Source organism: Gordonia ajococcus, from assembly GCF_012974285.1.
GTDB classification, from domain to species: domain Bacteria; phylum Actinomycetota; class Actinomycetes; order Mycobacteriales; family Mycobacteriaceae; genus Gordonia; species Gordonia amicalis.
Genome location: NZ_CP052884.1, coordinates 3,708,791 through 3,730,152 on the forward strand (window position 1 = coordinate 3,708,791; position 21,362 = coordinate 3,730,152).

At 67.2% G+C, this 21,362-nt stretch carries 20 protein-coding genes and 1 pseudogene; 8 read left to right on the forward strand and 13 right to left on the reverse strand.

The genetic code is table 11. The annotated features are described in order from the left end of the window. The first annotated feature begins 70 nt into the window (after nt 1-70). The 4 genes from GAA2_RS16915 (at nt 71) to GAA2_RS16930 (ending at nt 4,463) form a co-directional block, all read left to right on the forward strand. Nucleotides 71-1,603 (forward strand): DNA-3-methyladenine glycosylase 2 family protein, encoded by a 1,533-nt coding sequence (locus GAA2_RS16915; protein WP_006435917.1) that lies wholly within the window; start codon nt 71-73, stop codon nt 1,601-1,603. A gap of 83 nt (nt 1,604-1,686) precedes the next feature. Then, nucleotides 1,687-2,280, forward strand: a complete 594-nt coding sequence (locus tag GAA2_RS16920; RefSeq protein ID WP_006435916.1) for a methylated-DNA--[protein]-cysteine S-methyltransferase — start codon at nt 1,687-1,689, stop codon at nt 2,278-2,280. 52 nt (nt 2,281-2,332) lie between these two features. After that, on the forward strand, nt 2,333-3,562 hold the full coding sequence (locus tag GAA2_RS16925) for a DNA recombination protein RmuC (protein WP_006435915.1): 1,230 nt from the start codon (nt 2,333-2,335) through the stop codon (nt 3,560-3,562). Nucleotides 3,563-3,566: 4 nt separating this feature from the next. Continuing rightward, on the forward strand, nt 3,567-4,463 hold the full coding sequence (locus tag GAA2_RS16930) for a DUF6542 domain-containing protein (protein ID WP_040004678.1): 897 nt from the start codon (nt 3,567-3,569) through the stop codon (nt 4,461-4,463). A gap of 79 nt (nt 4,464-4,542) precedes the next feature. On the opposite strand, the gene GAA2_RS16935 is transcribed toward GAA2_RS16930, so the two are convergent. The 7 genes from GAA2_RS16935 to GAA2_RS16965 form a co-directional block, all read right to left on the reverse strand. Further along, entirely contained in the window at nt 4,543-5,106 is a 564-nt protein-coding gene (locus tag GAA2_RS16935; protein ID WP_006435913.1) for a nucleosidase, read from the reverse strand. Between the two features lie 46 nt (nt 5,107-5,152). After that, the gene (locus GAA2_RS16940; RefSeq protein ID WP_096274332.1) at nt 5,153-5,935 is read right to left on the reverse strand and encodes a fructosamine kinase family protein; all 783 of its coding nucleotides are present in this window, start codon (nt 5,933-5,935) and stop codon (nt 5,153-5,155) included. Beyond that, entirely contained in the window at nt 5,932-6,855 is a 924-nt protein-coding gene (locus tag GAA2_RS16945; RefSeq protein ID WP_096274334.1) for an SDR family oxidoreductase, read from the reverse strand. The genes GAA2_RS16940 and GAA2_RS16945 overlap by 4 nt, the downstream gene beginning before the upstream one ends. A gap of 33 nt (nt 6,856-6,888) precedes the next feature. Beyond that, nucleotides 6,889-7,914 carry an N-acetylmuramoyl-L-alanine amidase gene (locus GAA2_RS16950; protein ID WP_096274336.1) on the reverse strand — a complete coding sequence of 342 codons (1,026 nt, stop codon included), beginning with the start codon at nt 7,912-7,914 and terminating at the stop codon, nt 6,889-6,891. Between the two features lie 220 nt (nt 7,915-8,134). Next, nucleotides 8,135-9,199 carry a CobW family GTP-binding protein gene (locus GAA2_RS16955; protein WP_096274338.1) on the reverse strand — a complete coding sequence of 355 codons (1,065 nt, stop codon included), beginning with the start codon at nt 9,197-9,199 and terminating at the stop codon, nt 8,135-8,137. Beyond that, complete coding sequence (locus GAA2_RS16960; protein ID WP_096274340.1) at nt 9,187-10,032, reverse strand: rhodanese-related sulfurtransferase; 846 nt, start codon at nt 10,030-10,032, stop codon at nt 9,187-9,189. Before GAA2_RS16960 ends, GAA2_RS16955 begins: the two co-directional genes overlap by 13 nt. Nucleotides 10,033-10,092: 60 nt before the next feature. Beyond that, the gene (locus tag GAA2_RS16965; RefSeq protein ID WP_006435907.1) at nt 10,093-10,278 is read right to left on the reverse strand and encodes a hypothetical protein; all 186 of its coding nucleotides are present in this window, start codon (nt 10,276-10,278) and stop codon (nt 10,093-10,095) included. An 847-nt stretch (nt 10,279-11,125) separates the two neighbouring features. On the opposite strand from GAA2_RS16965, the gene GAA2_RS16970 reads away from it, so the two are divergent. Next, entirely contained in the window at nt 11,126-11,470 is a 345-nt protein-coding gene (locus GAA2_RS16970; RefSeq protein WP_096274344.1) for a histone-like nucleoid-structuring protein Lsr2, read from the forward strand. A gap of 93 nt (nt 11,471-11,563) precedes the next feature. Continuing rightward, nucleotides 11,564-12,602 (forward strand): annotated as a pseudogene (locus GAA2_RS16975) (PHP domain-containing protein). On the opposite strand, the gene GAA2_RS16980 reads toward GAA2_RS16975, so the two are convergent. Next, complete coding sequence (locus tag GAA2_RS16980; RefSeq protein WP_006435904.1) at nt 12,556-13,797, reverse strand: cation:proton antiporter; 1,242 nt, start codon at nt 13,795-13,797, stop codon at nt 12,556-12,558. The pseudogene GAA2_RS16975 and the gene GAA2_RS16980 overlap by 47 nt on opposite strands. 43 nt (nt 13,798-13,840) lie before the next feature. Continuing rightward, nucleotides 13,841-15,076 carry a serine hydrolase domain-containing protein gene (locus GAA2_RS16985; RefSeq protein WP_191834473.1) on the reverse strand — a complete coding sequence of 412 codons (1,236 nt, stop codon included), beginning with the start codon at nt 15,074-15,076 and terminating at the stop codon, nt 13,841-13,843. Between the two features lie 149 nt (nt 15,077-15,225). Here GAA2_RS16985 and ygiD point away from each other — a divergent pair, with 149 nt between their 5' ends. After that, on the forward strand, nt 15,226-16,086 hold the full coding sequence (gene ygiD / locus GAA2_RS16990) for a 4,5-DOPA dioxygenase extradiol (protein ID WP_024498239.1): 861 nt from the start codon (nt 15,226-15,228) through the stop codon (nt 16,084-16,086). Nucleotides 16,087-16,263: 177 nt separating this feature from the next. Here ygiD and GAA2_RS16995 read toward each other — a convergent pair whose 3' ends face one another. From GAA2_RS16995 to aqpZ, 4 genes are all read right to left on the reverse strand, one after another. Next, entirely contained in the window at nt 16,264-16,749 is a 486-nt protein-coding gene (locus GAA2_RS16995) for an SRPBCC domain-containing protein (RefSeq protein WP_024498238.1), read from the reverse strand. 3 nt (nt 16,750-16,752) lie between these two features. Beyond that, complete coding sequence (locus GAA2_RS17000; protein WP_024498237.1) at nt 16,753-17,127, reverse strand: ArsR/SmtB family transcription factor; 375 nt, start codon at nt 17,125-17,127, stop codon at nt 16,753-16,755. A gap of 145 nt (nt 17,128-17,272) precedes the next feature. After that, the gene (locus GAA2_RS17005) at nt 17,273-18,937 is read right to left on the reverse strand and encodes an ABC-F family ATP-binding cassette domain-containing protein (protein ID WP_024498236.1); all 1,665 of its coding nucleotides are present in this window, start codon (nt 18,935-18,937) and stop codon (nt 17,273-17,275) included. Nucleotides 18,938-18,978: 41 nt separating this feature from the next. Continuing rightward, the gene (gene aqpZ, locus GAA2_RS17010; RefSeq protein WP_024498235.1) at nt 18,979-19,767 is read right to left on the reverse strand and encodes an aquaporin Z; all 789 of its coding nucleotides are present in this window, start codon (nt 19,765-19,767) and stop codon (nt 18,979-18,981) included. A gap of 484 nt (nt 19,768-20,251) precedes the next feature. Between aqpZ and GAA2_RS17015 the strand changes: the two genes are divergently transcribed. Then, entirely contained in the window at nt 20,252-21,256 is a 1,005-nt protein-coding gene (locus GAA2_RS17015) for a hypothetical protein (protein ID WP_024498233.1), read from the forward strand. The last annotated feature ends 106 nt before the right edge of the window (nt 21,257-21,362 follow it).

The window sequence follows — 21,362 nt, forward strand, 5'->3', positions numbered from 1 at the left end:
CAGATTCGGCCGTACATGTCGCGTCCGATTTCCGCCAGAAGTCGATCCCGCCGAATGTCAGAGTGGAGAGGTGACCACAGCTTCCGTCGAACACACCGTCCCGGGCTCGGCTCCGGACTTCGACCGCTGCTATCGCGCCCTCCAGGCACGGGATGCACGTTTCGACGGCCAGTTCTTCGTCACCGTCCGGACCACCGGGATCTACTGCCGTCCGTCGTGCCCCGCGCAGACGCCGCGACCACACAATGTCGCGTTCGTGCTGACCGCGGCCGCGGCCCAGCAACAGGGCTACCGTGCCTGCCGGCGATGTGCTCCCGACGCCGTCCCCGGTTCTCCGCTGTGGAATGTGAACGCCGACATGTCCGCCCGCGCGATGCGGCTGATCGCGGACGGGGTCGTCGAACGTGAGGGTGTCGGCGGTCTCGCGGCACGGCTGAAGTACTCACCCCGCCATCTCAACCGTGTCCTCACCGACCACCTGGGTGCCGGTCCGCTCGCGCTCGCCCGCGCGCACCGGGCCACCAACGCCCGGGTGCTCATCCAGTGCACGACGCTACCGATGTCCGACGTCGCCTTCGCCGCCGGCTTCGCCAGCATCCGGCAGTTCAATGACACGATCCGCGCCGTCTTCGGACTCACCCCGACCGAACTCCGGCGACTCCGCAACGGTCGCGACCGACCACACGCCGAAGCACCGTCGGCTCCGGGCAGTGTCAGCCTGCGCCTGCCGTTTCGCGCGCCCTACCGCTGGACGTGGATGCGCTGGTTTCTGTCCGCACACGCGGCAGCGGGGGTCGAGACCGTCATCGACGACGCCGACGCACCCCTCGGTTGGCGGTTCCGGCGTGTCATCAACCTCCCGCACGGCTCGGCGATCGCCGAGATCGAACCCCATGACGACCACGTCGGTGTCGTTCTCTCCCGACTCGACATGCGCGACCTCGGTGCTGCGGTGAACCGTCTGCGTCGGCTACTCGACCTCGATGCCGACATCACCGCCGCCGCGGAGACCCTCGCCGACGACCCGACTCTCCGCCCTGTCGTCGAGACCGCGCCCGGACTCCGCGTGCCGGGCAGTCTCGACCCCGCGGAGACGATCATCCGCACCATGCTGGGACAGCAGGTCAGTCTCGCGGCCGCACGACATCAGATCGACCGGCTCGTCGACGCGCTCGGCGAAGCGTTGCCCGACGGTGCCACCTCGGGCGCCGATCGGGTACCGAAGGCTTTTCCCACCTCGGCCGCCATCGCGGCCCACGGACGCGAAGTGTTGCGCGGACCGCGCCGCCGGATCGACGCCGTAATCGGGGTCGCCGAGGCGCTCGCCGAAGGTCGGGTGGAACCGCATGCCGGGGTCGATGCGTCTGACCTACGTGCGCAACTGATCGAGCTGCCCGGAATCGGCCCCTGGACCGCCGACATCGTCACCATGCGGGTGACGGGCGATCCCGACGTCCTGCTCGCGAACGACCTGGTCGTCGCCCGGGCCGCGGCCGACCTGGGACTCGATCTGCGCGACACACATCACTGGGCACCGTGGCGGTCGTACGCGACGATGCACCTGTGGCGACACCGCCTCGCCGGCGCCGGCGAGGACGTATGACGAGCGGACCCCAGATGACGCCTGATCCGATGACGCCCCATCCGACACCGATTCGACTCGAACCCCGACCCGACAGGAACGCCATGCCTGCACCGTCCCCCACCGTCACCGACGGACCGACCGCCCACACCACGGCCGCCGACGACCCCGTCACCCCCGGCACTGCCACCGCCGCCGGTTACGCCACCCTCGACACCCCGAACGGTCCGTTCACCGTGATCGCCGACGACTCGGAGCGCGTCCTCGCATCCGGGTGGACCGACGATCCCGCCTATCTCTCCGCACTCATCCACCGATCGTTGCGTCCGGAGTCACTGCAGCGTTCCGTGACGCTCGGGAGACTCACCGACGCGGTGTCGGCGTACTACGCGGGCGAGGTCGATGCGCCGTCCCGGGTCGAGGTGGTCCAGCTCTCCGGCGGCACCTTCCTGAACAAGGCGTGGGACGCGCTGCGTCTCGTCGAACCCGGGCGGCCGGTCACCTACACCGAGTTCGCCGAGCGCGCGGGCGAACCGGCCGCCATCCGCGCCGCGGCGACCGCGTGTGCGCGCAATGCCGCCGCACTCTTCGTGCCGTGCCACCGGGTCAAGCGCAGCGACGGAACGCTCGGTGGCTTCCGCTACGGACTGGACATCAAGAGGTGGCTGCTCGACTTCGAGGCACCAGCGGAGGACTGAGCCGGAGCTGCGGCGACGGCGTTTTGTCGGAGGCATCCGCCACCATCGGGGCATGATCGCTGCAGCCCTGTCACTCGTGTTCGGCGTCCTGCTCGGCATCGCGCTCGGGTGGTGGGCGCATGCCGCGCGCAGCGCCGGGGTGGTGGCGGCCGCCCGCTCCGAGGTGGAGATGCTGCGCGAGGGACGCAGCGAGGTGGCGTCGTCGTTGTCGTGGGCCACCGAGGATGCGGCACGGCGGCAGTCCACGGCGATCGGCAGCCAGGTGCAGCACATCGTGGAACCGCTACGCGCGACCCTCGCCCAGCTCTCCGACGAACTGCGTCGGGTCGAGTCCAATCGGATCGGCGCGTACGCCGGGCTCACCGAGCAGGTTCGCGGCATCCACGCGGCATCCGTCGCGCTCAACGACCAGACCCGGCAGCTCGCCAACGCACTGCACAGCTCCCACTCGCGCGGCCGCTGGGGCGAGGTGCAGCTCGAACGGGTCGTCGAACTCGCCGGGATGACCAAACACTGTGACTTCAGCACCCAGGTGTCGCTGCCGGACAAGACCAAGGCCGGCGCGACGGTCCGGCCCGACCTCGTCGTCCACCTCGCGGGCGGACGCGACATCGTCGTCGACGCCAAGGTGCCCCTCGAGGCGTATCTGCGTGCCGCCGAGTCCACCGAGGCCGCCGCCCGGGATCGTCTGATCGGCGAGCATGCCCGGGCGCTGCGCGCACACATCGCCCGGTTGTCCGCGAAGTCCTACTGGACGGCCTTCGAGAACACGCCGGAGATGGTGGTGCTGTTCCTCCCCGCCGACGCAGTCCTCGAAGCCGCCGTCCGCACCGATTCCGAGGTCCTCGAGTACGGCTTCGCACGCAATGTGGTGATCGCCACTCCGACGACCCTCATCGCGTTGCTCCGGACCGTCGCCCTCGGCTGGCGCCACGACGCGATGGCCCGCGACGCCGCGGTCATCCATGCCCTCGGCATGGAACTCCACCAACGGCTCGCCGGTGTACTCGGTCATCTGGGCTCGCTCGGCACATCGCTGCAGCGCACCGTCGACGCCTACAACTCGACGATCGGGTCGGTCGAGAGCCGGCTGGGCGTCACCGCACGACGACTGGCCGAACTCGACGCCCTGGGCGAGGTCGCCGAACCGCCGCGGCCCCGCGTGATCCACGACACCTGCAGGTCCGCCGAATCCGTCGCGACACCTGCGACGACATCGGCGGCCGCGTCCACGCCACGGTCCGGGGGTGGAGCGTTTTCCGCCGATGAACCGGTACCGTGACCATGTGCCTTCCCCGCAACGCCTACAGACGGCGGTACCCCTGGACCAGCAGTCCGTGCTGCCCGCGGTCCGCGGTCTGCCGTGGTGGGGTGCCGTTCTCCTGGCAACCGGGATCACGGCCCTCGGTGCGGCGATCGACGCCGGCAGCAACGATTCGCTCGGCGGGATCTACAAGTTCTGTTATCTCGTCGGCTGCGTCCTCGCTGCTCTGGCCGTGCGTCGCCGCGCACTGTTCACCGCTGCCGCCCAGCCGCCGCTGATCGCGTTCTTCGTCAGCATCGTCACGCTGTACGGCCTCAATTCCGAGCAGGCGTCGTCCGGTCTGAAGAGCCTGATCTTCAAGGTGCTGTTGCCGATCGCCGCGGATTTCCCCTGGATGCTGACGGTCTTCCTCGTCACCTTGGCCATGGTGCTCGTCCGATGGTTCCTGACCCGCGGCGACGACGACAAGAACTCCGGTGGTCGCGAGAAGCCGACGGGGTCCCGCGGTGCGTCGACTCGCGCGAGTCGAGACAAGAACGACCGCGCCAAGACCGGCGAGTCGACCGAGCGCGCGACGACGCATCGTCGGGCCAAGAGCAGCACGGCCCAGCAGGCCGGCCCCGGCCAGACCGCCAAGGCGCCGTCGAGCAAGTCGCGCCCCCAGCGCTCCCGTCCCGGCTCCGCCTCCGAACGCCCGGCCTCGTCGACGCGTACGGCGACCGTCGAACGGACCCAGCGGACCCCGGCAACCGCGCGCCCGACGGTGGCGGATCTCGCCGCACCCGACCTCACCCCGTCGGACGCACCGCTCTCGGGTCAGGCCGACACGCCTCGTACCGACCCCGCCCCGTCCGGTTTCCAGACGTACGAGTCGGCCACCGACGGCGGTCCGGCAGGCGTCGCCGACACCCGCTCCTGACGCGCGCCGAATCGCCACCTCCGGTCGCGCGCGCCAGGCGGTTTCAACCGGTCGTGACCAGCGGGGTCTCCGACGAGCGTCAGCCGCCGGCGTTGAGTTCGATCCAGTGCCCCAGCTTTCGGGCCGCGGCGTCGACCAGTTCGGGCCACTCCATCGCACCCTCGTCGGCGTTGTCGGTGACGGCCTTGACGAGCCGGCACGGGATCCCGAACTGCGCGCTCACATGGGCGACCGCGCATCCCTCCATGTCGACGAGATCGGCGTGGCGTGCCAGTTGGGCCCGCCGCACCGGGTCGGCGACGAAGGTGTCCCCCGAGGCCAGCACCGTTCCGTCACCGTCCGGGAGTTCCCAGCGGTCGGTCATCTCATAGCCCATGGCGCGTAGTTCGGCGCTGCTGATGTCGTGTTCGAGCACCGATGACGGGATGAACAGATCGCGTCCGGGACCGACGACTTCGTCCCGCAGCACCCCCGCGGTGCCGATGTTGATCACCTGCCGGACCGGTGCACCGGCGGCGAGCTCGCGACTCAACGCCATCGTCGCCCGGACCTTGCCGATCCCGGTGATGAGCAACCGTGAACCCGCCGGCAGATGCCGCGCCTCGGCGCGGGTCGCCGACACGATCAGAACACTTCCGGACACACCACTCCGCACATCGTCATCAGACACCGGGTGATTATCGCGTGCGTCATCTGCGCGCGAGCGCCGCGGACGCCCGAGCGGCCCGGCCCAGAGCGGTGCCGTAGCCGGGTCCGTGCCCGGCGGCGTGCACCGCGAGCGGGTGCAGTTGGTGGACCTCGACCCTGTCCTGCCAACCGGGCACCAAGGGGTGCGTCTCCTGATAGCCGTCGATGATCTCGTCGAGCAGCGGGCAGCCGAAGAGCGCGAGCATCGCGAGGTCGGTCTCCCGGTGACCCCCGTGTGCGGCGGGGTCTATCATCACGACGCCCTGGGAGGTCCAGAGCACGTTGCCGTTCCACAGATCGCCGTGGATGCGGGCCGCGGGTTCGTCGTCGTCGAACGCTCCGCTCGCGACCAGCTCGCAGGCGGCGCGAACGGCATCCTCGTCCTCAGCGGTCAGATTGCCGGCCTCCCGCGCCGGACGCAGATACGGCTCGACGCGTTCCCGCGCGTAGAACTCGCCCCACGAGTCGTATTCGATCGAACTGAGCGGGCGCCGGCCGATGAACAGCCGGCCGTCGAAACCCGCGGGCGGCGAACCGAACCGCGGGGCACCGGCGTCGTGCATGCCCGCCAGCGCAGCTCCGAAGGCCCGGGCGGCCTCGCGATCCGGACGCGTCGTGTCGAGGTACTCGAGTTCGATGGCGTCCTCGCTCACCGCGAGCACCTTCGCCACCGGTGCGCCGGAGTCGGCGAGCCAGCGCAACCCGGCGACCTCGGCCGCGAAGAAGTCCCGGTGACCGCCCGGCGGGCCGCTGCCCCGCAGCGTCTTACGGAAGACGCGGCTCACTGCGCCGAATGGTGGTCGCGTGCCCGCGCCTCGAGCGTCGTGCCGCTAACCCGCGCGAGCTTGTCGAAACGATCGTTGGCCACCCGCATCGCGATCTCGTAGGGCAGGGCGAACTTCCGCGCCCACCAGTATCCGAACCGTATGTCGAACGACGTGTAGACCATGAACCGATTCTTGCGGATCCCCTTGAGGATCGCCGCGGCCGCGGTCTCGGGTGACACCGCGACCTTGTGGAAGTTGTTGATGGCGGCCTTGACTCGCGGGTCGGCACGGTCGACGCCGACGATCTCGACGGTGTCGACCAGCGGGGTGTCCACACCGCCCGGACACACCAGCGACACCCCGATACCGTGACGCCGCAGATCGAACCGCAACACCTCGGAGACACCGCGGATCCCGAACTTGCTCGCGCTGTAGGCGGCGTGCCACGGCAGGGCGAGCAGCCCCGCGGCCGACGACACGTTGACGATGTGTCCGCCACTCCCCCGCCGGACCATCTGCGGCACAAAGCATTCGATGATGTGGATCGGGCCCATGAGATTGACGTCGACGAGCGATCGCCAATGGCGGTGCTCGAGATTCTCCACCGTGCCCCATGCCGAGATCCCGGCGATGTTCATCACGACGTCCATCACGCCGACCTCGGCGTCGACCTGCCGCGCGAAGTTGGCCACCCAGTCGTAGTCGGAGACGTCTCCGGCGAGGTGGTAGAGCACGGTTCCGTCGGCGCGGAGGATTCCGGCGACGACCTCGTCGAGCTGATCGGCGTGTAGGTCGGTCAGCACCAGTTCGGCACCCCGTGCGGCGGCTGCCTCGGCGGTCGCGCGTCCGATCCCGCTCGCCGCCCCGGTGATCAGTACCTTGCGTCCGCGCAACGACGGCACCGGAGTGTCCATCACCAGGAGATCTCGAATGCCCATGGGGCCGAGGTTAGCCGCCTGAGGCGGACGGGCTCAGCCGATCGGCAGCTTCCCGTCGAACAGGCCGTACAGAATCGTGAGCATCGCCTTGAGGACCTGCGCCGACACATCCTGTCCCTGTGTGGCCAGCAACTGGACGACGGCCTCGGGCTCCTCGGTGGCGAGCAGCTGCTGCACGAACGGGATCACCGCGGACAGCCCGCTGGCGTCGTCGGCCGGCGGCACCGAGGGTGCGGGTCCGGCGCCGGTGGCCGCATTGCCGTTGACGTATTTCAGGATGCCGTCGGTGATGGCCGTCGCGTACTTCAGCTGGCCATCGCGTCCGGCCAGGGCGGCCGCCTCGGCCGGGTTGGACAGGTTGCCCATCTCGATGAAGACGGCCGGGACCTTGGTCAGGTTGACCGCGGCGATGTCCGGACGCGTCTGGATGCCGTTGTTCACCCCCGCGTAGTTGGCCGACGGGAAGCCGGCAGCGATGAAGGAATCGCGCATGACGGTCGACGCCTTGCGCCCCTCACCCGACTGCACGCGGTTCACGGTGGCGTCCGGGATCGGCAGCGACGGCACGATCATGTGGAAGCCCTTCTTGGCGCCGTCCGCTCCCCGGCTCGTCGAATCGGCGTGCAGGCTGACCGCGACCGCTGCGCCGGACCGGCTCGCCGCGGCGGCACGCTCGTCGACGCAGCCACCCCACCCGAGGTCGTCGGGCCGGCTCAGCACCACCCGGGCGCCCTGGCTTTCCAGGCCGGCCTTGACCAGCTGGGTGATCTGCCAGTTGACGGTGTGCTCCTCGGCCCCGTTCACCCCCGTGGCCCCGGTGGTCTGGCAGTCCTTCTTGCCGCCGCGCCCGTCGGACACCTGCGCGCTGAGGCTCCGACCGGCAGCACTCGCCTGGTGCCCCGGGTCCAGGAAGATCGTCTTCCCCGCGAGCGCGGTCCCACGGGCCGGCACGGCCTGTGCAGGCGCCACCACCAGGTTCGACGCCATCACGGTCGACGCCATTGCCGTCACGGCGAAGGCGGTCGTCAACATGCGCTTCTTCATCATCTTCTGGAACATCGGCGTTTCGAGGCGGCGACCGCGCGTCTCAGCTCCGGTCATTCGCCTCACTCCTCCCGTTAGGCACCATTGGTCACACTGGTCACAGACTTAACAGTGAAACAGGGCGAGCGGAGTTTGCGAAATGCGCTACCTGGGCGTTCCGGATTTCGTTAGCCGAATGTGACATCCGGACCGGCGTGTCGCATGATCCGCGCCACACGTGTCGCGGGTATCGCGCTCAGTCGGGCACGTGGCGCAGGACACCGAGAATGCCGTGCTCGTCCTCCGCATCCTCCGGACGCGCGATCGCGGCCTGCAACTCGGCGTTGACGGCCTCGGCGTCGAGACCGCGACCGATCGCGACCAGTTCGGTCGACGGCGTCCGCGGCGCCCACGACTCACGGCTCACCCGGACGAACCCGCCCACAGCGTGTACGACGAACTTCTGCCGATACCGCGGCCGGTCGAAGTGCACGATGCCCTTGATCCGGAAGCATCCGCTCGGCGGTCGCTCCAGGAACCGCGCGAGCCGACGCGGGTCGAGCGGTTCATCGCTCCGAAAGGTGATCGCCTCGTACCCGGCGTGCAGGTGGTCGTGACCGGAATGGTCGTGTTCCTCGAGCAACAGCTCGTCGAGGGTGAGCTGTCCGCTTCGCGGTTCGTCGGTCCCGGCCGACTCGTCGATGTCGAACAACAGCGCCGGGTCGATCCGGGCCTCCTGGGTCACCATCGCCGCTACGGTCGGGTTCAGCTGCGCGACAATCTCTTCGACGGTTCGCAGGTCCGCGCCGGTGATCAGGTCGGACTTGTTGACCAGAATGAGATCGGCTATCGCCATGTGCGCGTCGACCTCTGGGTGTTCCTCGCGCAGCGCGTGGATGTGCGCGGCGTCGACCACGTAGACCAGACCGCCATAACGAAGCCGCGGATCCGTCACCGCGGTGACCATCCGGATGAGTGATCTCGGTTCGGCTATCCCGCTGGCCTCGATCACGATCGCGTCGATCTTCGCGCTCGGGCGGACCAGGGAGGTCAGCGCGTCGGCGAGACCGTCAGCGTCGACCGTGCAGCACATACATCCGTTGCTCAGGCTCACCGCACCGTCGGCCTGGGCGGACACCAGCAGTGCATCGATGTTGACCGATCCGAAGTCGTTGACCAGGACGCCCAGTCTCGTACCGGTGGCTCCCGCGGTGCGCAGCAGATGGTTGAGCAGGGTCGTCTTGCCGGACCCGAGGAAACCGGCGACCACGATCACCGGCACCGGCGGCCGGGCCGTCCGGGACGTGCTCAGGCCAGACATGCCGGGCAGATCACGGCGAGGTCCCGACCCTCGCGGTCGGGATGATTCGCGACGTTGTTCGTCGAACCCCCGCATTCGACGCATTGTCCGAGCACCTCGGCGCGATCGGAGAACTCCGTGCTCATGCGGTTGTCGAAGACGTAGAGAGATCCTTTCCAGAGCCCTCCGTCGCGGTACCGCTCGCCGTATCGCACGATGCCGCCGTCGAGCTGATAGACCTCGTTGAATCCACGGCTGCGCATGACCGTGCTGAGGACCTCACACCGGACGCCCCCGGTGCAGTAGGTGACCACCGGACGGTCTTTGAGGTGGTCGTAGGCACCGCTCTCGATCAGTGGGATGAAGTCGCGCGTGGTCTGCGCCTTGGTGACCACCGCCCCGTCGAACCGCCCGACCTGCGCCTCGATCTCGTTGCGGCCGTCGAAGAAGACGACCTCGTCACCGCGTTCGTCGACGAGTCGGTGGACCTCTTCGGGCGTCAGCCGGACACCGCCTCCGACCACCCCGTTCTCGTCGACGACGATCTCGTCGGGAACCCCGAAGGTCACGATCTCCGGGCGCACCTTCACACTCAGGCGGGGGAAATCGTCGCCGGCGCCGTCCGACCATTTGATGTCGGCATCGGCGAACCCGGGGTAGGAACGGGTGGTCCTGACGTAGCGTTTGACCGCGGCGATGTCGCCACCGACGGTGCTGTTGATTCCGTGTCGTGACACGATGATCCTGCCCCGCAGCCCGAGCGACTCGCACACCGACAGCTGCCACAGCCGAATGGCTTCCGGATCGGGCAGCGGGACGAAGACGTAGAACAGAACGATCTTGGGGGTCGACACAATGCAAGGGTACGGAAATCGACCACGGCGGCCCGTACCCGTCCCACGTCCGCGGCCGACTCACTTCGGCCGTGTGATCTGCGCGTCATTCGCAACCGTGACGGTCGCGGCAATCGTGACGATCACGGGTTGCTCGTTGCCCACCGACACCACGCCGTCACGAATCGTCATTCCACCGACCGACGAACTGTCCACCCTCACCGAGGTCGAGTCGTCGTCGACGACGTCCACCACCGGTGAGGACACGGCACAGAATCTTCCCGATTGGACAATCGGCCGAGTGGTCGCATTGGCCCCACGAGTCGACAATTCGCGCTTTCATCAGGGTTCGGTGACCGCGGATTCACCGTTACAGGACTCGTCCGGCTTCCATTTCTCCACACCCGATCGATCAGTCAATTGCTCGACCGGCACCAACGGACGGTCGTCGCTGGTCTGCCGTATCAACGACGGGGCCGACTCCGGACCTTCGAGGCGGCGCGAGGCTCCGTCCACGGCGTCGGCATCCTGCGACTGGGCGCCCGATTACGCAATCCTCAGTTCGGACGGTCCGCAACATGGTGCGTGCGCCAATCGCTATCCGGTTCTCTATCGCTCTTCAATAGTCGACTTCGGGCACACAATTTCCATTTCGCGATTCTCTTGCCTCATCGAGACGATTGGCATGTTCTGTCTCGAATCGCGTTCGAAATCCGGATTCTCGGTGACCGACGGTGGTTACCGAACCATCTACGCAGCCGATCGCGCACCCGAAGATCTGGTGGCACTCTCCCCTGAAGAAACGGGCGAATCCGCTCGGAGTGCGACGACCATCACGCCCACAACTCGGACATCACGGACGACAACTCGGACCGAGACACACCGAACGCGATCATCGAACAGCAGTATTGCGCCTAATCCCTAATAATCTGGCGTCCCGGCTTCCCTGAGGCCTTTCGATACTTTATGGTCTAAGCGGGGGGGTTCTCAGCGGCTACTCATAGTTTGGGTCTAAGCTGTGTACCGATGAAAAGATCAAACCGGGTGGATAAGGTTTAATAGACCTCCCACGACCGTCTTGGTCGCATGACACAAATCGAGGGGAAAGCGTTTCATGGCGAAGAAGGAAATCGTTCAGGTCATCGACGATCTCGACGGCAAGGTTTTGGATCAGTACGAAACTGTTCGGTGGTCACTCGACGGTAAGAATTACGAGTTCGACACTTCATCGAAGCACGCTCAGCAATTCCGTGATTCGCTCGCGAAATACCTCGACATTTCGCGTCAGACCGGCCGGGTCACCAAGCGCGCGACGGCCTCCACCGCCGCTGCCGGCGGCGGACGCAACAAGGAGACCACCAAGGCGATCCGCGAGTGGGCCATCCGCGAGGGCTACGAACTCAGCGACCGCGGCCGCATCCCGCAGAGCATCATCGAGGCCTTCGAGGCCGCACACTGACCGGTCACGCGTGAGGAATTCCTCGGCGACCCGATCGGCCGCCCGGCTGCATCTTCTGCGCCGGGCGGTACTCGTCTCCGACCCGGTGCACGTGTGAAGCCGCTCGAACCGCTGACCCCTCCGGTCGACCCGGTAGAGGCGCTGACCCGCATCTCCTGGCTTCTCGAACAGCGACGAGAGAGCACGTACCGGGTGGAGGCGTTCCGACGAGCCGCCCAGGCCGCGGCACGACTCTCCGCCGACGACCTGCGCGACCGGGCATCGGGCCGATCCCTCACCACGGTGAAGGGCATCGGGAAGACCAGTCATCGGACAGGCCGTCGACGGCCGGGTCCCCGACTATCTCGCCCGGCTTCAGGACGAGGATCCGCCGTTCCCGCCGGAGGGCGCCGACGATCTGGTCACCGCCGTCGTCGGGGACCTCCACGCACACACCGAGTGGAGCGACGGCGGCGCCCCCATCACCGAGATGGCCTCTGCAGCACGGGCCCTGGGCCACGATTGGCTGGCGATCACCGACCACTCGCCGCGCCTGACGGTCGCCAACGGGTTGAGTGCCGAACGACTGGCCTCCCAGATCGAAGCCATCGACGAGTGGAACAGCTTGCACGGCAATGGTTTTCGACTTCTCCGGGGAATCGAGATCGACATCCTCGACGACGGCGCGCTCGATCAGTCGGACGAGATGATCGAACGCCTCGACACCGTGACCGCCTCCGTCCACTCACACCTGCGGATGGACCACGACGCGATGACGACCCGGCTCGTCAACGCCGTGTCCGACCCTCGCGTCCATGTCCTGGGGCACTGCACCGGCCGCCGGGTGCTCAGCGGACGCGGCCACCGACCGCCGTCGACCTTCGACGCTCGCGCGGTCTTCGAGGCGTGCGCCGCGAACGACACGATCGTGGAGATCAACTCACGACCCGAACGCGTGGATCCGCCCGACGAGCTGATCGAGATCGCCCTCGAAGCCGGCTGTCTGTTCGCGATCGATTCCGACGCGCACGCGCCCGGCCAGCTCGAGTTCAAGGTCCTGGGTGCGCGTCGTGCCGTGGAGCACGACATCGACCCGGACCGGATCGTCACGACGTGGTCGTCGGATCGGTTGCTGGAGTGGATCTCCCGATGAGCCTGGCGGCCAGCGGGAACAGCAGGACCGTCGTCGCGCCGGCGGCCACCAGTGTGGAGGCGAGCGCGGCGGAGATCAGTTCCGAGGACACCGCGACCTCGGTGACGGCCACGATGATCGGCAATCCGGTCACGGCGAACAGCGCCAGCTGACCACGCTCGCGCGGGTGTCTCAGGAAGTGCCCGTCGTCGAGGAAACGGGCGCTGAACCAGACGGGACCGCCGCGGGCGATCGCGATGGCCAGCACCAGCACGACCCACGTCCCGGGCTTGGACGCGACCGCGGACACGTCGATGTTCATACCCGAGGTGACGAAGAAGATCGGGATCAGGACTCCGAACCCGATGACCTCCAACGACCTACCGACATGCGGGTGTTCGGGTCCGATGAGCCGGCGCAGGATCAATCCGGCCGCGAAGGCGCCCAGCACGACGTCGAGGTCGAACACCGCGGCCACCGTCATGAGTGACACGAGCAGCAGCACCACCACGCGCACCGGCAACTGCACCGTTCCGCCGGCCATCTCACCGATCGCCGTCCCGATGCCGGGGATGCGCGCGAGGATGTGCTGCGGGGCAGCCGCGATCAGCAGAGCAGCCAGCACGAAGAGCACCAGTACGATCACCGCACCGCCGAAACTCCGGCTGGTGAGCAGCAGCGACATCGCGAGCACCGGGCCGAGCTCGCCGACCGCCCCGTGCGCCATGACCGCACGCCCCAGGCGGGTGCCGTCGAGGCCGGCTTGTTTGAGGATGGGCAGCAGGGTGCCGAGCGCGGTCGAGGTGAGGGTGATCGCGATCGCGATGTGGGCGGTGAAGCCGGCCTCACTCAGACCCAGCGCGAGAACCGTGGCGACCAGGGCCACCGAACCCCAGGCGATGAGGAGACTCACCAACCAGGACAGCTGCGCGACTCGACCAGGCCTGCCGCCCAACAGCTTCGGGTCGAGTTCGTAACCGGCCAGGAGGAACAGCATGCCCAGGCCGAGCTGGCTGAGCATGTCGATGCCCGTGCGGTCGGCCCAGTCCAGCGCGTGCGGGCCGATCACGATCCCGAACACCAGCAGCAGCACGGCGTCGGGAACGTAGCCGCGGGACAGCCTCGACAACAGCGGCGACACCGCGGCGATGAGCACGATCCAGAACAGCGACACGATCACTGAGGTGTCCGTGGACGCGGACTCGGCGAGAATCATGCGAAACATCGTGGCATGCCGCCACGTCCGTCACGCGAGGTAGTCAGTCCCGCGGGATCGGCGGTGCGTGATCGGGCGCCATCAGCGCCCCGATCTGCGAGAAGATCGGGTTGCCACCGTTGTCGTAGGAACCGTCGGGGCCGAACGCCTCCGATTCGTAGGTCACCGCGACGGCGATGGAGATCTTCTCCTCCGGCAGGTATCCGACCACGGCGGCGTAGCCGTTGAACAGCGGATTCTGGACGATCCATTCCCCGGCGAGGACCACCCCCATCCCATAGGTGTAGCGCTCGTTCATCTCCCGGCACGTCGCGCATCCGGACAACGGCCGGGCGATCCCGCGGAGGCGGGTCGAGGTCATCGTCTCGTAGCCCTCCTTCGAGAGCGTCTCGCCGGCGAAGAGCTTGCGCCCGGTGGCCTCGACGTCGTAGATGTTCGACGTCTGGATGGCACCGTGGGTGATGCTCCACGACGGGTTCCAGCCGGTGGTCTCCTCGTAGAAGGGCGTATCCGGCGAAAGATTCAGGATTCCGCGCCGTTCGGAGGAGTACGCGTGCAGGGCCGGCTCGGGAATCGTCGCGGTCAGGTTCGACACGGTGTTCGTCAGACCCAGCGGCTCCGAGATCCTCTCGCGGAGCAGATCTTCGACGGGCTTGCCGGTGATCTTCTGCAGCGCCAGACCGAGGATCACGTAGTTGGTGTGGGCATAGTTCCAGTTGGTGCCGGGCTTGTACAGCAACGGCTTGTCGATTGCGTAGGACAGCATCTCGTCGATCGTCCACGCCTTGAAGGGATTGTTGAGTTCAGTCCTCTCGAAGGCTTCGTTGCCGAGAACGTAATCCTGGTATCCGGAGGTCATGGTCGCCAACTGACCGAGGGTCACCTCGTCGGCGTGTGGGATCTCCGGAACCCACCTGCCGATGGTGTCGTCGAGGGACACCTTGCCCTCGTCGACGAGCTGCAGGAGGACCGCGGCGACGTAGGCGATCGCGACGGCACCGTTGCGGAAGTTCATGTCGGGGGTGGCCGGGATACCGGTCTGGGATTCGCCGAACGCCTTGGTGATCACCTCGTCGCCGTCCTGTGTCACGCGGACGATCACTGCCTTGAGGTGCTTCGACGCCATCAGGTCTTCGACGATCCGCTCGATCGCCGCGGCTTTCCCCGGGTCTGCGGAGGTTGCCGAGGTGGGCGACTCCGAGGACGAACCGGACGACCCGCACGCCGCGAGCACGACGACCAATAGTAGTGCCACGACCACCGACCAGCGCTTTGCCATACAGTCAGCTTCTGGCATCGGCCGTCGTCGCGAGTCCGAACTCGGCGGTTTCGGCACACAAATGGCGGTACTTCGTGTTGCGAAGCTGTCCGGCGGCCGGCGGCGTACCGTCGTCGGTGACCCGACCCGCGCGACCCGAGGCGGCCATCATGACCACTGCCCAACCGACGATGCCCACAGCGTTCATCGGACACGGCAACCCGATGAACGCACTCGAACGCAACCGGTACACCGAGGCGTGGCGGGCGTTGGGGCAGGCGGTTCCGAAGCCGCGGGCGATCCTGGTGATCTCCGCGCATTGGTACACCAACGCGACAGCAGTGACGGCCATGCCGCGTCCGCGCACCATCCACGACTTCTACGGATTCCCGCAGGACCTGTTCGACGTGGAGTACCCCGCACCCGGCGCCCCGGACGTCGCCGAGATGGTCTCCGACGTGGTCAAACCCACGTGGTGCGGCCTCGACCTGGACAGCTGGGGCATCGACCACGGCACCTGGTCGGTCCTGGTGCACACGTTCCCGGACGCGTCGATCCCGGTTCTGCAGTTGTCCCTCAACGCCTTCAAGGACTTCGAGCACCACTACGAACTCGGCCGTAAGCTGGCGCCGTTACGCGAGCAGGGCGTGCTCATCATCGGCAGCGGCAACATCGTCCACAACCTGCGGGCCGTCGATTTCAGCAAGGCCGACAGCGGATACGACTGGGCCCACCGGTTCGACGACGCCGCGCGCGAAGTGCTGCAGGACAACCCCTCTCACGTCCTGAGCCTCGACGGCCATCCCGACTTCGAGAATTCCGTGCCGACACCCGATCACTACCTGCCGCTGCTCTACGTCGCGGGACTGGCGCAGGAGTCGCCACTGGATCTGCTGGTCGACGGACATGCGGCCGGATCGATCTCGATGGCTGCTTACACACACGGCCTGGACCTGGACGCCGGACAGTTCAGCGACGCGCCGGCCGCCGAACTGCCCGAAGGGTTCCCAGCGCTGAACTCCAACATCTGACCCGTTACCCCGCCGGCCGAGTAGGCCGAGGCGCAAGCCGACGCGTCCCACCGCCGGCCGAGTAGGCCGAGGCGCAAGCCGAGGCGTCCCACCGCCGGCCGAGTAGGCCGAGGCGCAAGCCGAGGCGTCCCACCGCCGGCCGAGTAGGCCGAGGCGCAAGCCGAGGCCGTATCGAGGTCAGACCTTCAGGAAGTCGTCGATCTGATTGATCGCGCTGGAGGCACCTTCGACGACGCCCATGTCGAGCACCTTCTGAAGTGCTTCGGCGGAGTCGTAGGTGCTGATGTATGTGGCGAGTGTCTTGTCATCCTTCTCGGCGAACGTGTATGCATTGCGGGACTCGGGCATATCGGTGAGCGGGTTGAGGTCCGCGTCGGCGAATCCGTCGAGGAAGGTGAATCCGCGCGGCTCGTCGACCGTCTCGACTTTCCAATAGCCGCCGAACTTCTCGCCATCGGGACTGGTCATGTAGTAGGTGACCTTCCCGCCCGGCTTGAGTTCGTGGTCGACGACGGTCGCGGGGTAGGTGGGCGGACCCCAGATCTTCTCCAGCTGACGCGGATCGGCATAGATCTGCCAGACGCGTTCGATGGGGGCGGCGAATTCGGCGTTGATGGTGATCGTGCGGGCGTCGAGGTCCGGGGTCACATCGATGACGGGCATTGGTCATTCCTCCGATGGTGTTGTAGCTGGTGGTGTTTCGAGCGTGAGCAGATCGTCGATGCGCGCGATACGGCCACGCCACACCTGTTCGAGTTCGGTGAGCATCGACGCCACCGAACGCACCGCGGCGACATCGCCACTGGCCAGTTGTTCGCGCCCCTGACGTCGTTTGGTCAGCAGGCCCGCCTTTTCCAGCACGGCGACGTGCTTCTGTACCGCCGCGAAGCTCATGTCGTATTTCGCGGCGAGTACCGAGACCGAGTGTTCACCGGCGAGCACACGTCGCATGATGTCGCGGCGGGTGCGATCGGACAGCGCGTGGAACAGGGCGTCGGCCCTGTCCTCGTCGTCTGGCGATGTGCCAGTGGTTCCGGCCACACCTACAAAGTACAACCGATTGGTTGTATGTCAACCCCTACTCCGGAAGTCGCTCCCGACAGCACGCCGGCACCCGCGACCGGCAGACCTCACTTCGACCGCCAGACGTCGACTGGAATCTGGCAGTCGGACTGACGTCGACCGGTCAGAGCTCGGTGACCTGACCATCCTCGACGTGCCAGTGCCGGTCGACGCGCACATTCGCGAGCATGCGCCGGTCGTGCGTGACCAGAAGCAGTGCGCCGTCATAGGAGTCGAGGGCCGATTCGAGTTGTTCGATCGCCGGGAGGTCGAGATGGTTGGTCGGCTCGTCGAGCACCAGGACGTTGACACCACGGGCCTGCAGCAGCGCCAGCCCAGCGCGGGTGCGCTCGCCCGGTGACAGTTCGCCGACCGCCCGGTCGACGTGGTCGGCGCGCAAGCCGAACTTGGCGAGCAGTGTCCGGACGTCGGCCATGGTGAGGTCGGGCACGAGTTCGGCGAAGCGGTCGGCGAGCGGTGTCGTACCGGTGAATTGCCCTCGCGCCTGGTCGATCTCACCGATCGCTACATTGGCGCCGAGCTGCGCGGAACCCGAATCGGGTTCGAGGTGGCCGAGGAGCAGCCGGAGCAGCGTCGACTTCCCGGCGCCGTTGGGCCCGGTGATGCCGATGCGCTCACCCGCGTTCACCTGGATCGAGACCGGCCCCATCTCGAAATCACCTTGGCGCACAACGGCGTTGTTGAGGGTCGAGACGACAGAGCTCGATCGGGGTGCCGAGCCGATCGTGAACTCCAGGACCCATTCCTTGCGCGGTTCGGCGACCTCGTCCAGGCGTGCGATCCGACTTTCCATCTGCCGGACCTTCTGCGCCTGTTTCTCGCTGGACTCGGTGGCGGCACGGCGTCGGATCTTGTCGTTGTCAGGTGCCTTGCGCATCGCGTTGCGCACACCTTGGCTCGACCATTCTCGTTGCGTGCGCGCCCGCGCCACCAGGTCGGCCTTCTTGGCGGCGAACTCCTCGTACTCCTCGCGTTTGTGCCGACGCGCCACTTCGCGTTCCTCGAGGTAACTCTCGTAACCGCCGCCGTACACCGTGTTCGTGTGCTGGGCGAGGTCGAGCTCGAGGACCCGGGTCACAGTGCGCGCCAGAAACTCTCGGTCATGACTGACGAGCACGACGCCGCCGCGGAGACCGGCGACGACATCCTCCAGGCGGGCGATGCCGTCGAGGTCGAGGTCATTGGTCGGTTCGTCGAGCAGCACGATGTCGAAGCGGGAGCACAGCAGCGCCGCGAGGCCGACGCGCGCCGCCTGGCCACCCGACAGCGCGGTCATCGGGGTGGTGTCCGGGTCGATGACATCGGTGGCGAGGCCCAGGTCGGCGAGGACTGCCGGCAGACGTTCGTCGAGGTCTGCGGCACCGGTGGTGAGCCAGTGGTCGAGGGCCGTCGCATAGACATCGGCGGGATCGTCGGCACCGGCCGGAGCGGAGTCGTCCGCGAGAGCCGCGGCGGCGGCGTCCATCGCCCGCGTGGCAGCCGTGCATCCGGTACGACGCCCGACGTACTCACGAACCGTCTCCCCGGGGATCCGCTCGTGCTCCTGTGGCAACCAGCCGACGAACGCGTCGGCCGGTGCACGGGTCACCGTTCCGGCCAAGGGTGCGAGGTCACCGGCGAGGACGCGCAGTAGCGTCGTCTTGCCTGCTCCGTTCGCTCCGACCACCCCGACCACATCGCCGGGCGCGACGGTGAGGTCGAGGTGATCGAACAGGACGCGGTGGGCGTATCCGCCCGCGACGTCCTTGGCGACGAGAGTTGCGGTCATCGGTCAATGGTCGCACCACCGGTGGCCCCGGCCGTGGGCGGTCAGCTCCGGGTCGGCTCGGCGGCCGGTCCGTCGTCGGACGCCCGGCCCAGAGCGAATTTCCCATTGCCGAACATCAGCGGATACAGGATGCCGCCGATGAGGCCGCCCAGCAGCGGCGCGACCCAGAACAACCACAACTGACCGGGTGCCCCGTTGCCGTTGAAGAACGCGACCGCCGTCGAACGCGCCGGATTCACCGACGTGTTGCTGATCGGGATCGAGACCAGGTGGATCACCGTCAGCGTCAGACCGATGGCCAGCGGACCGAATCCAGCGGGCGCCCGGCCGTCGGTGGCACCGAGCACCACGAGCAGGAAGAACGCGGTGAGGACCGCCTCGGCGATCAGCACCGCGACGAGACTGTAGTTGTTCGGTGAATGGTCGCCGTAACCGTTGGCCGCCATGTTGCCGGTCGCCTCGAACCCCGGCTTGCCGTTGGCGATGGCATAGAGCAGGGTGCCGGCGAGGAGCCCGCCGACGACCTGCACGATCCAGTAGCCCGGTAGATCCTTGACCGGCAGGCGACCGCCGATGACCGCACCGAGCGTGATCGCCGGGTTGAAGTGCGCGCCCGAGACGTGCCCGACCGCGTAGGCCATCGTGACGACCGTCAGACCGAACGCCACCGCGACGCCGAGCAACCCGATGCCCAACTGGATCAGGGTGTCTCTGTCGTCGCCGGCGCTCGCGACGTATTTGGCCGCGAAGATCGCGCTGCCACAACCGCCGAAGACCAACCAGAAGGTGCCGAACAACTCGGCCAGCAACCGGCGCGGAGTACTTGCCATGAGACCGTTCTCCTCTGCCCGGCTCGTCGATCACGGGCACGGCAGCGCCGAGCCGGGTACCCACCACCGCATACCGAGTGGAACGCAGCCACCCACGCGAAGTCCGGCGGTTCACGGATCCCATGCCTAGAAGTGACCCTCGTGTCCTTAAGTTCGAGGACGAGCCGGGGACCAGCGGACGGTCGGGGTCGTTCGCCATCGAACCGTCGTGGATCGCCACGTCGTCACGACCGCCGATGAGCACCCCTCGAAATCCTCATTCGACCGCATGAAATACGGCGTTCGTCACGCCGTGGAAGCCGTCCGAATCCCGCCCGTTCCCCCACTCTCGAAACCATCGATGACCTGCGAAGACAAATCGGCCATCCCTCGCGATCCGGGTTTCTCGGACACCACCGTGAGCCTTGAGTGTGCGCGGTACTCTCCCCGAGTCGACGACCGCACAGAGTCATGGGTCGCGTTCCGCTGAGAAAAGGAGCCAATCGTGGGCAGTCCCTACGACCCGAATGAGCCCACCCGGCTCGGCCCGCAGGGTGGACAACCCGCGCCCGGTCAGCAGCCGTACGGTCAGCAACCCCATGGACAGCAGCAGCCGTATGGCCAGCAGCCCTACCCGCAGCAGCAACCCCATGGCCAACAGCCGTACGGGCAACAGCCCCATGGCCAACAGCCGTACGGGCAACAGCCCTATGGGCAGCAACCACCGTTCGGGCAGCAGCCCTATGGTCAACAACCGTACGGTCAGCAACCGCCTCCTCCCCCGTCGTCCGGCGGCGGCAAGAAATGGTGGTTCATCGGCGGCGGCGGACTCCTGCTCGTGCTCATCGTCGTCGTGGCGGTCGTCCTGGCGTTCACACTGGGCGGCGACAACAGTTCCGACGAGCCCAAGGTGCCGACCGCGTCGGCCGTCGCCATGCTGCTCCCGGAGGCCGAATTCCCCGACATCACCGGCGAATTCACACTGGACACCGACCAGTCCGACGAGGACGACGGCACGAGCGTCGACAACGAGAAGTGCGCGCGACTGGTGGAGAGCCCCGACACCACCGCCGAGTACGCCGAACGCCAGCTCAGCGAAACCGCCGACTCGGGAGAGGTCTTCTTCGGTCTCGACGAGTACAGCGTCGACGTGACCAAGCCCGCCGACGGAAGCTACCAGGACTTCGACGAGATCCTCTCCGCCTGCCGATCCTTCACTCTGAATCTGGAGGAGGACGGCGAGACCGTGCCGGTCGCGATCAAGCTCGAGAAGCAGAACCTGCCGATCAGTGGCGACTACAAGGCATTCCGGATGACCGGCGAGTTCACCATCTCCGACATCGAGGTCCACATGGTGGGCACCCTGGCGGTCGGCGAAGAGCGCGGCGTGTCGTTCTCGGTGGCCCACAACACCTTCAGCGACAGCGCGCCGTCGGTCAGCTCGGAGGTGACCAGCAGCCTCGCCGAGATGTTCACCGCGCAGCGTCAGCAGATCAAGGACGCCGCGTAACCCGACGCTCCGACGCGGTTGAGACTCACACCGATCGGGTACGACGCCAAGGCACTGTGTACCGCGAGAGAAAGAGGTGAGTGTGGCCGGCACGGACGCATTCGAC

Coding starts and splice junctions, on each gene's coding strand:
- GAA2_RS16945 (WP_096274334.1), bottom strand. CDS start 6,855: ATGGGCATTCGAGATCTCCTGGTGATGGACACTCCGGTGCCGTCGTTG.
- aqpZ (WP_024498235.1), bottom strand. CDS start 19,767: ATGGCAAGTACTCCGCGCCGGTTGCTGGCCGAGTTGTTCGGCACCTTC.
- GAA2_RS16950 (WP_096274336.1), bottom strand. CDS start 7,914: ATGTTCCAGAAGATGATGAAGAAGCGCATGTTGACGACCGCCTTCGCC.
- GAA2_RS17005 (WP_024498236.1), bottom strand. CDS start 18,937: ATGACCGCAACTCTCGTCGCCAAGGACGTCGCGGGCGGATACGCCCAC.
- ygiD (WP_024498239.1), top strand. CDS start 15,226: ATGACCACTGCCCAACCGACGATGCCCACAGCGTTCATCGGACACGGC.
- GAA2_RS16985 (WP_191834473.1), bottom strand. CDS start 15,076: ATGGCAAAGCGCTGGTCGGTGGTCGTGGCACTACTATTGGTCGTCGTG.
- GAA2_RS16995 (WP_024498238.1), bottom strand. CDS start 16,749: ATGCCCGTCATCGATGTGACCCCGGACCTCGACGCCCGCACGATCACC.
- GAA2_RS16955 (WP_096274338.1), bottom strand. CDS start 9,199: ATGTCTGGCCTGAGCACGTCCCGGACGGCCCGGCCGCCGGTGCCGGTG.
- GAA2_RS16970 (WP_096274344.1), top strand. CDS start 11,126: ATGGCGAAGAAGGAAATCGTTCAGGTCATCGACGATCTCGACGGCAAG.
- GAA2_RS16920 (WP_006435916.1), top strand. CDS start 1,687: ATGCCTGCACCGTCCCCCACCGTCACCGACGGACCGACCGCCCACACC.
- GAA2_RS16980 (WP_006435904.1), bottom strand. CDS start 13,797: ATGATTCTCGCCGAGTCCGCGTCCACGGACACCTCAGTGATCGTGTCG.
- GAA2_RS16925 (WP_006435915.1), top strand. CDS start 2,333: ATGATCGCTGCAGCCCTGTCACTCGTGTTCGGCGTCCTGCTCGGCATC.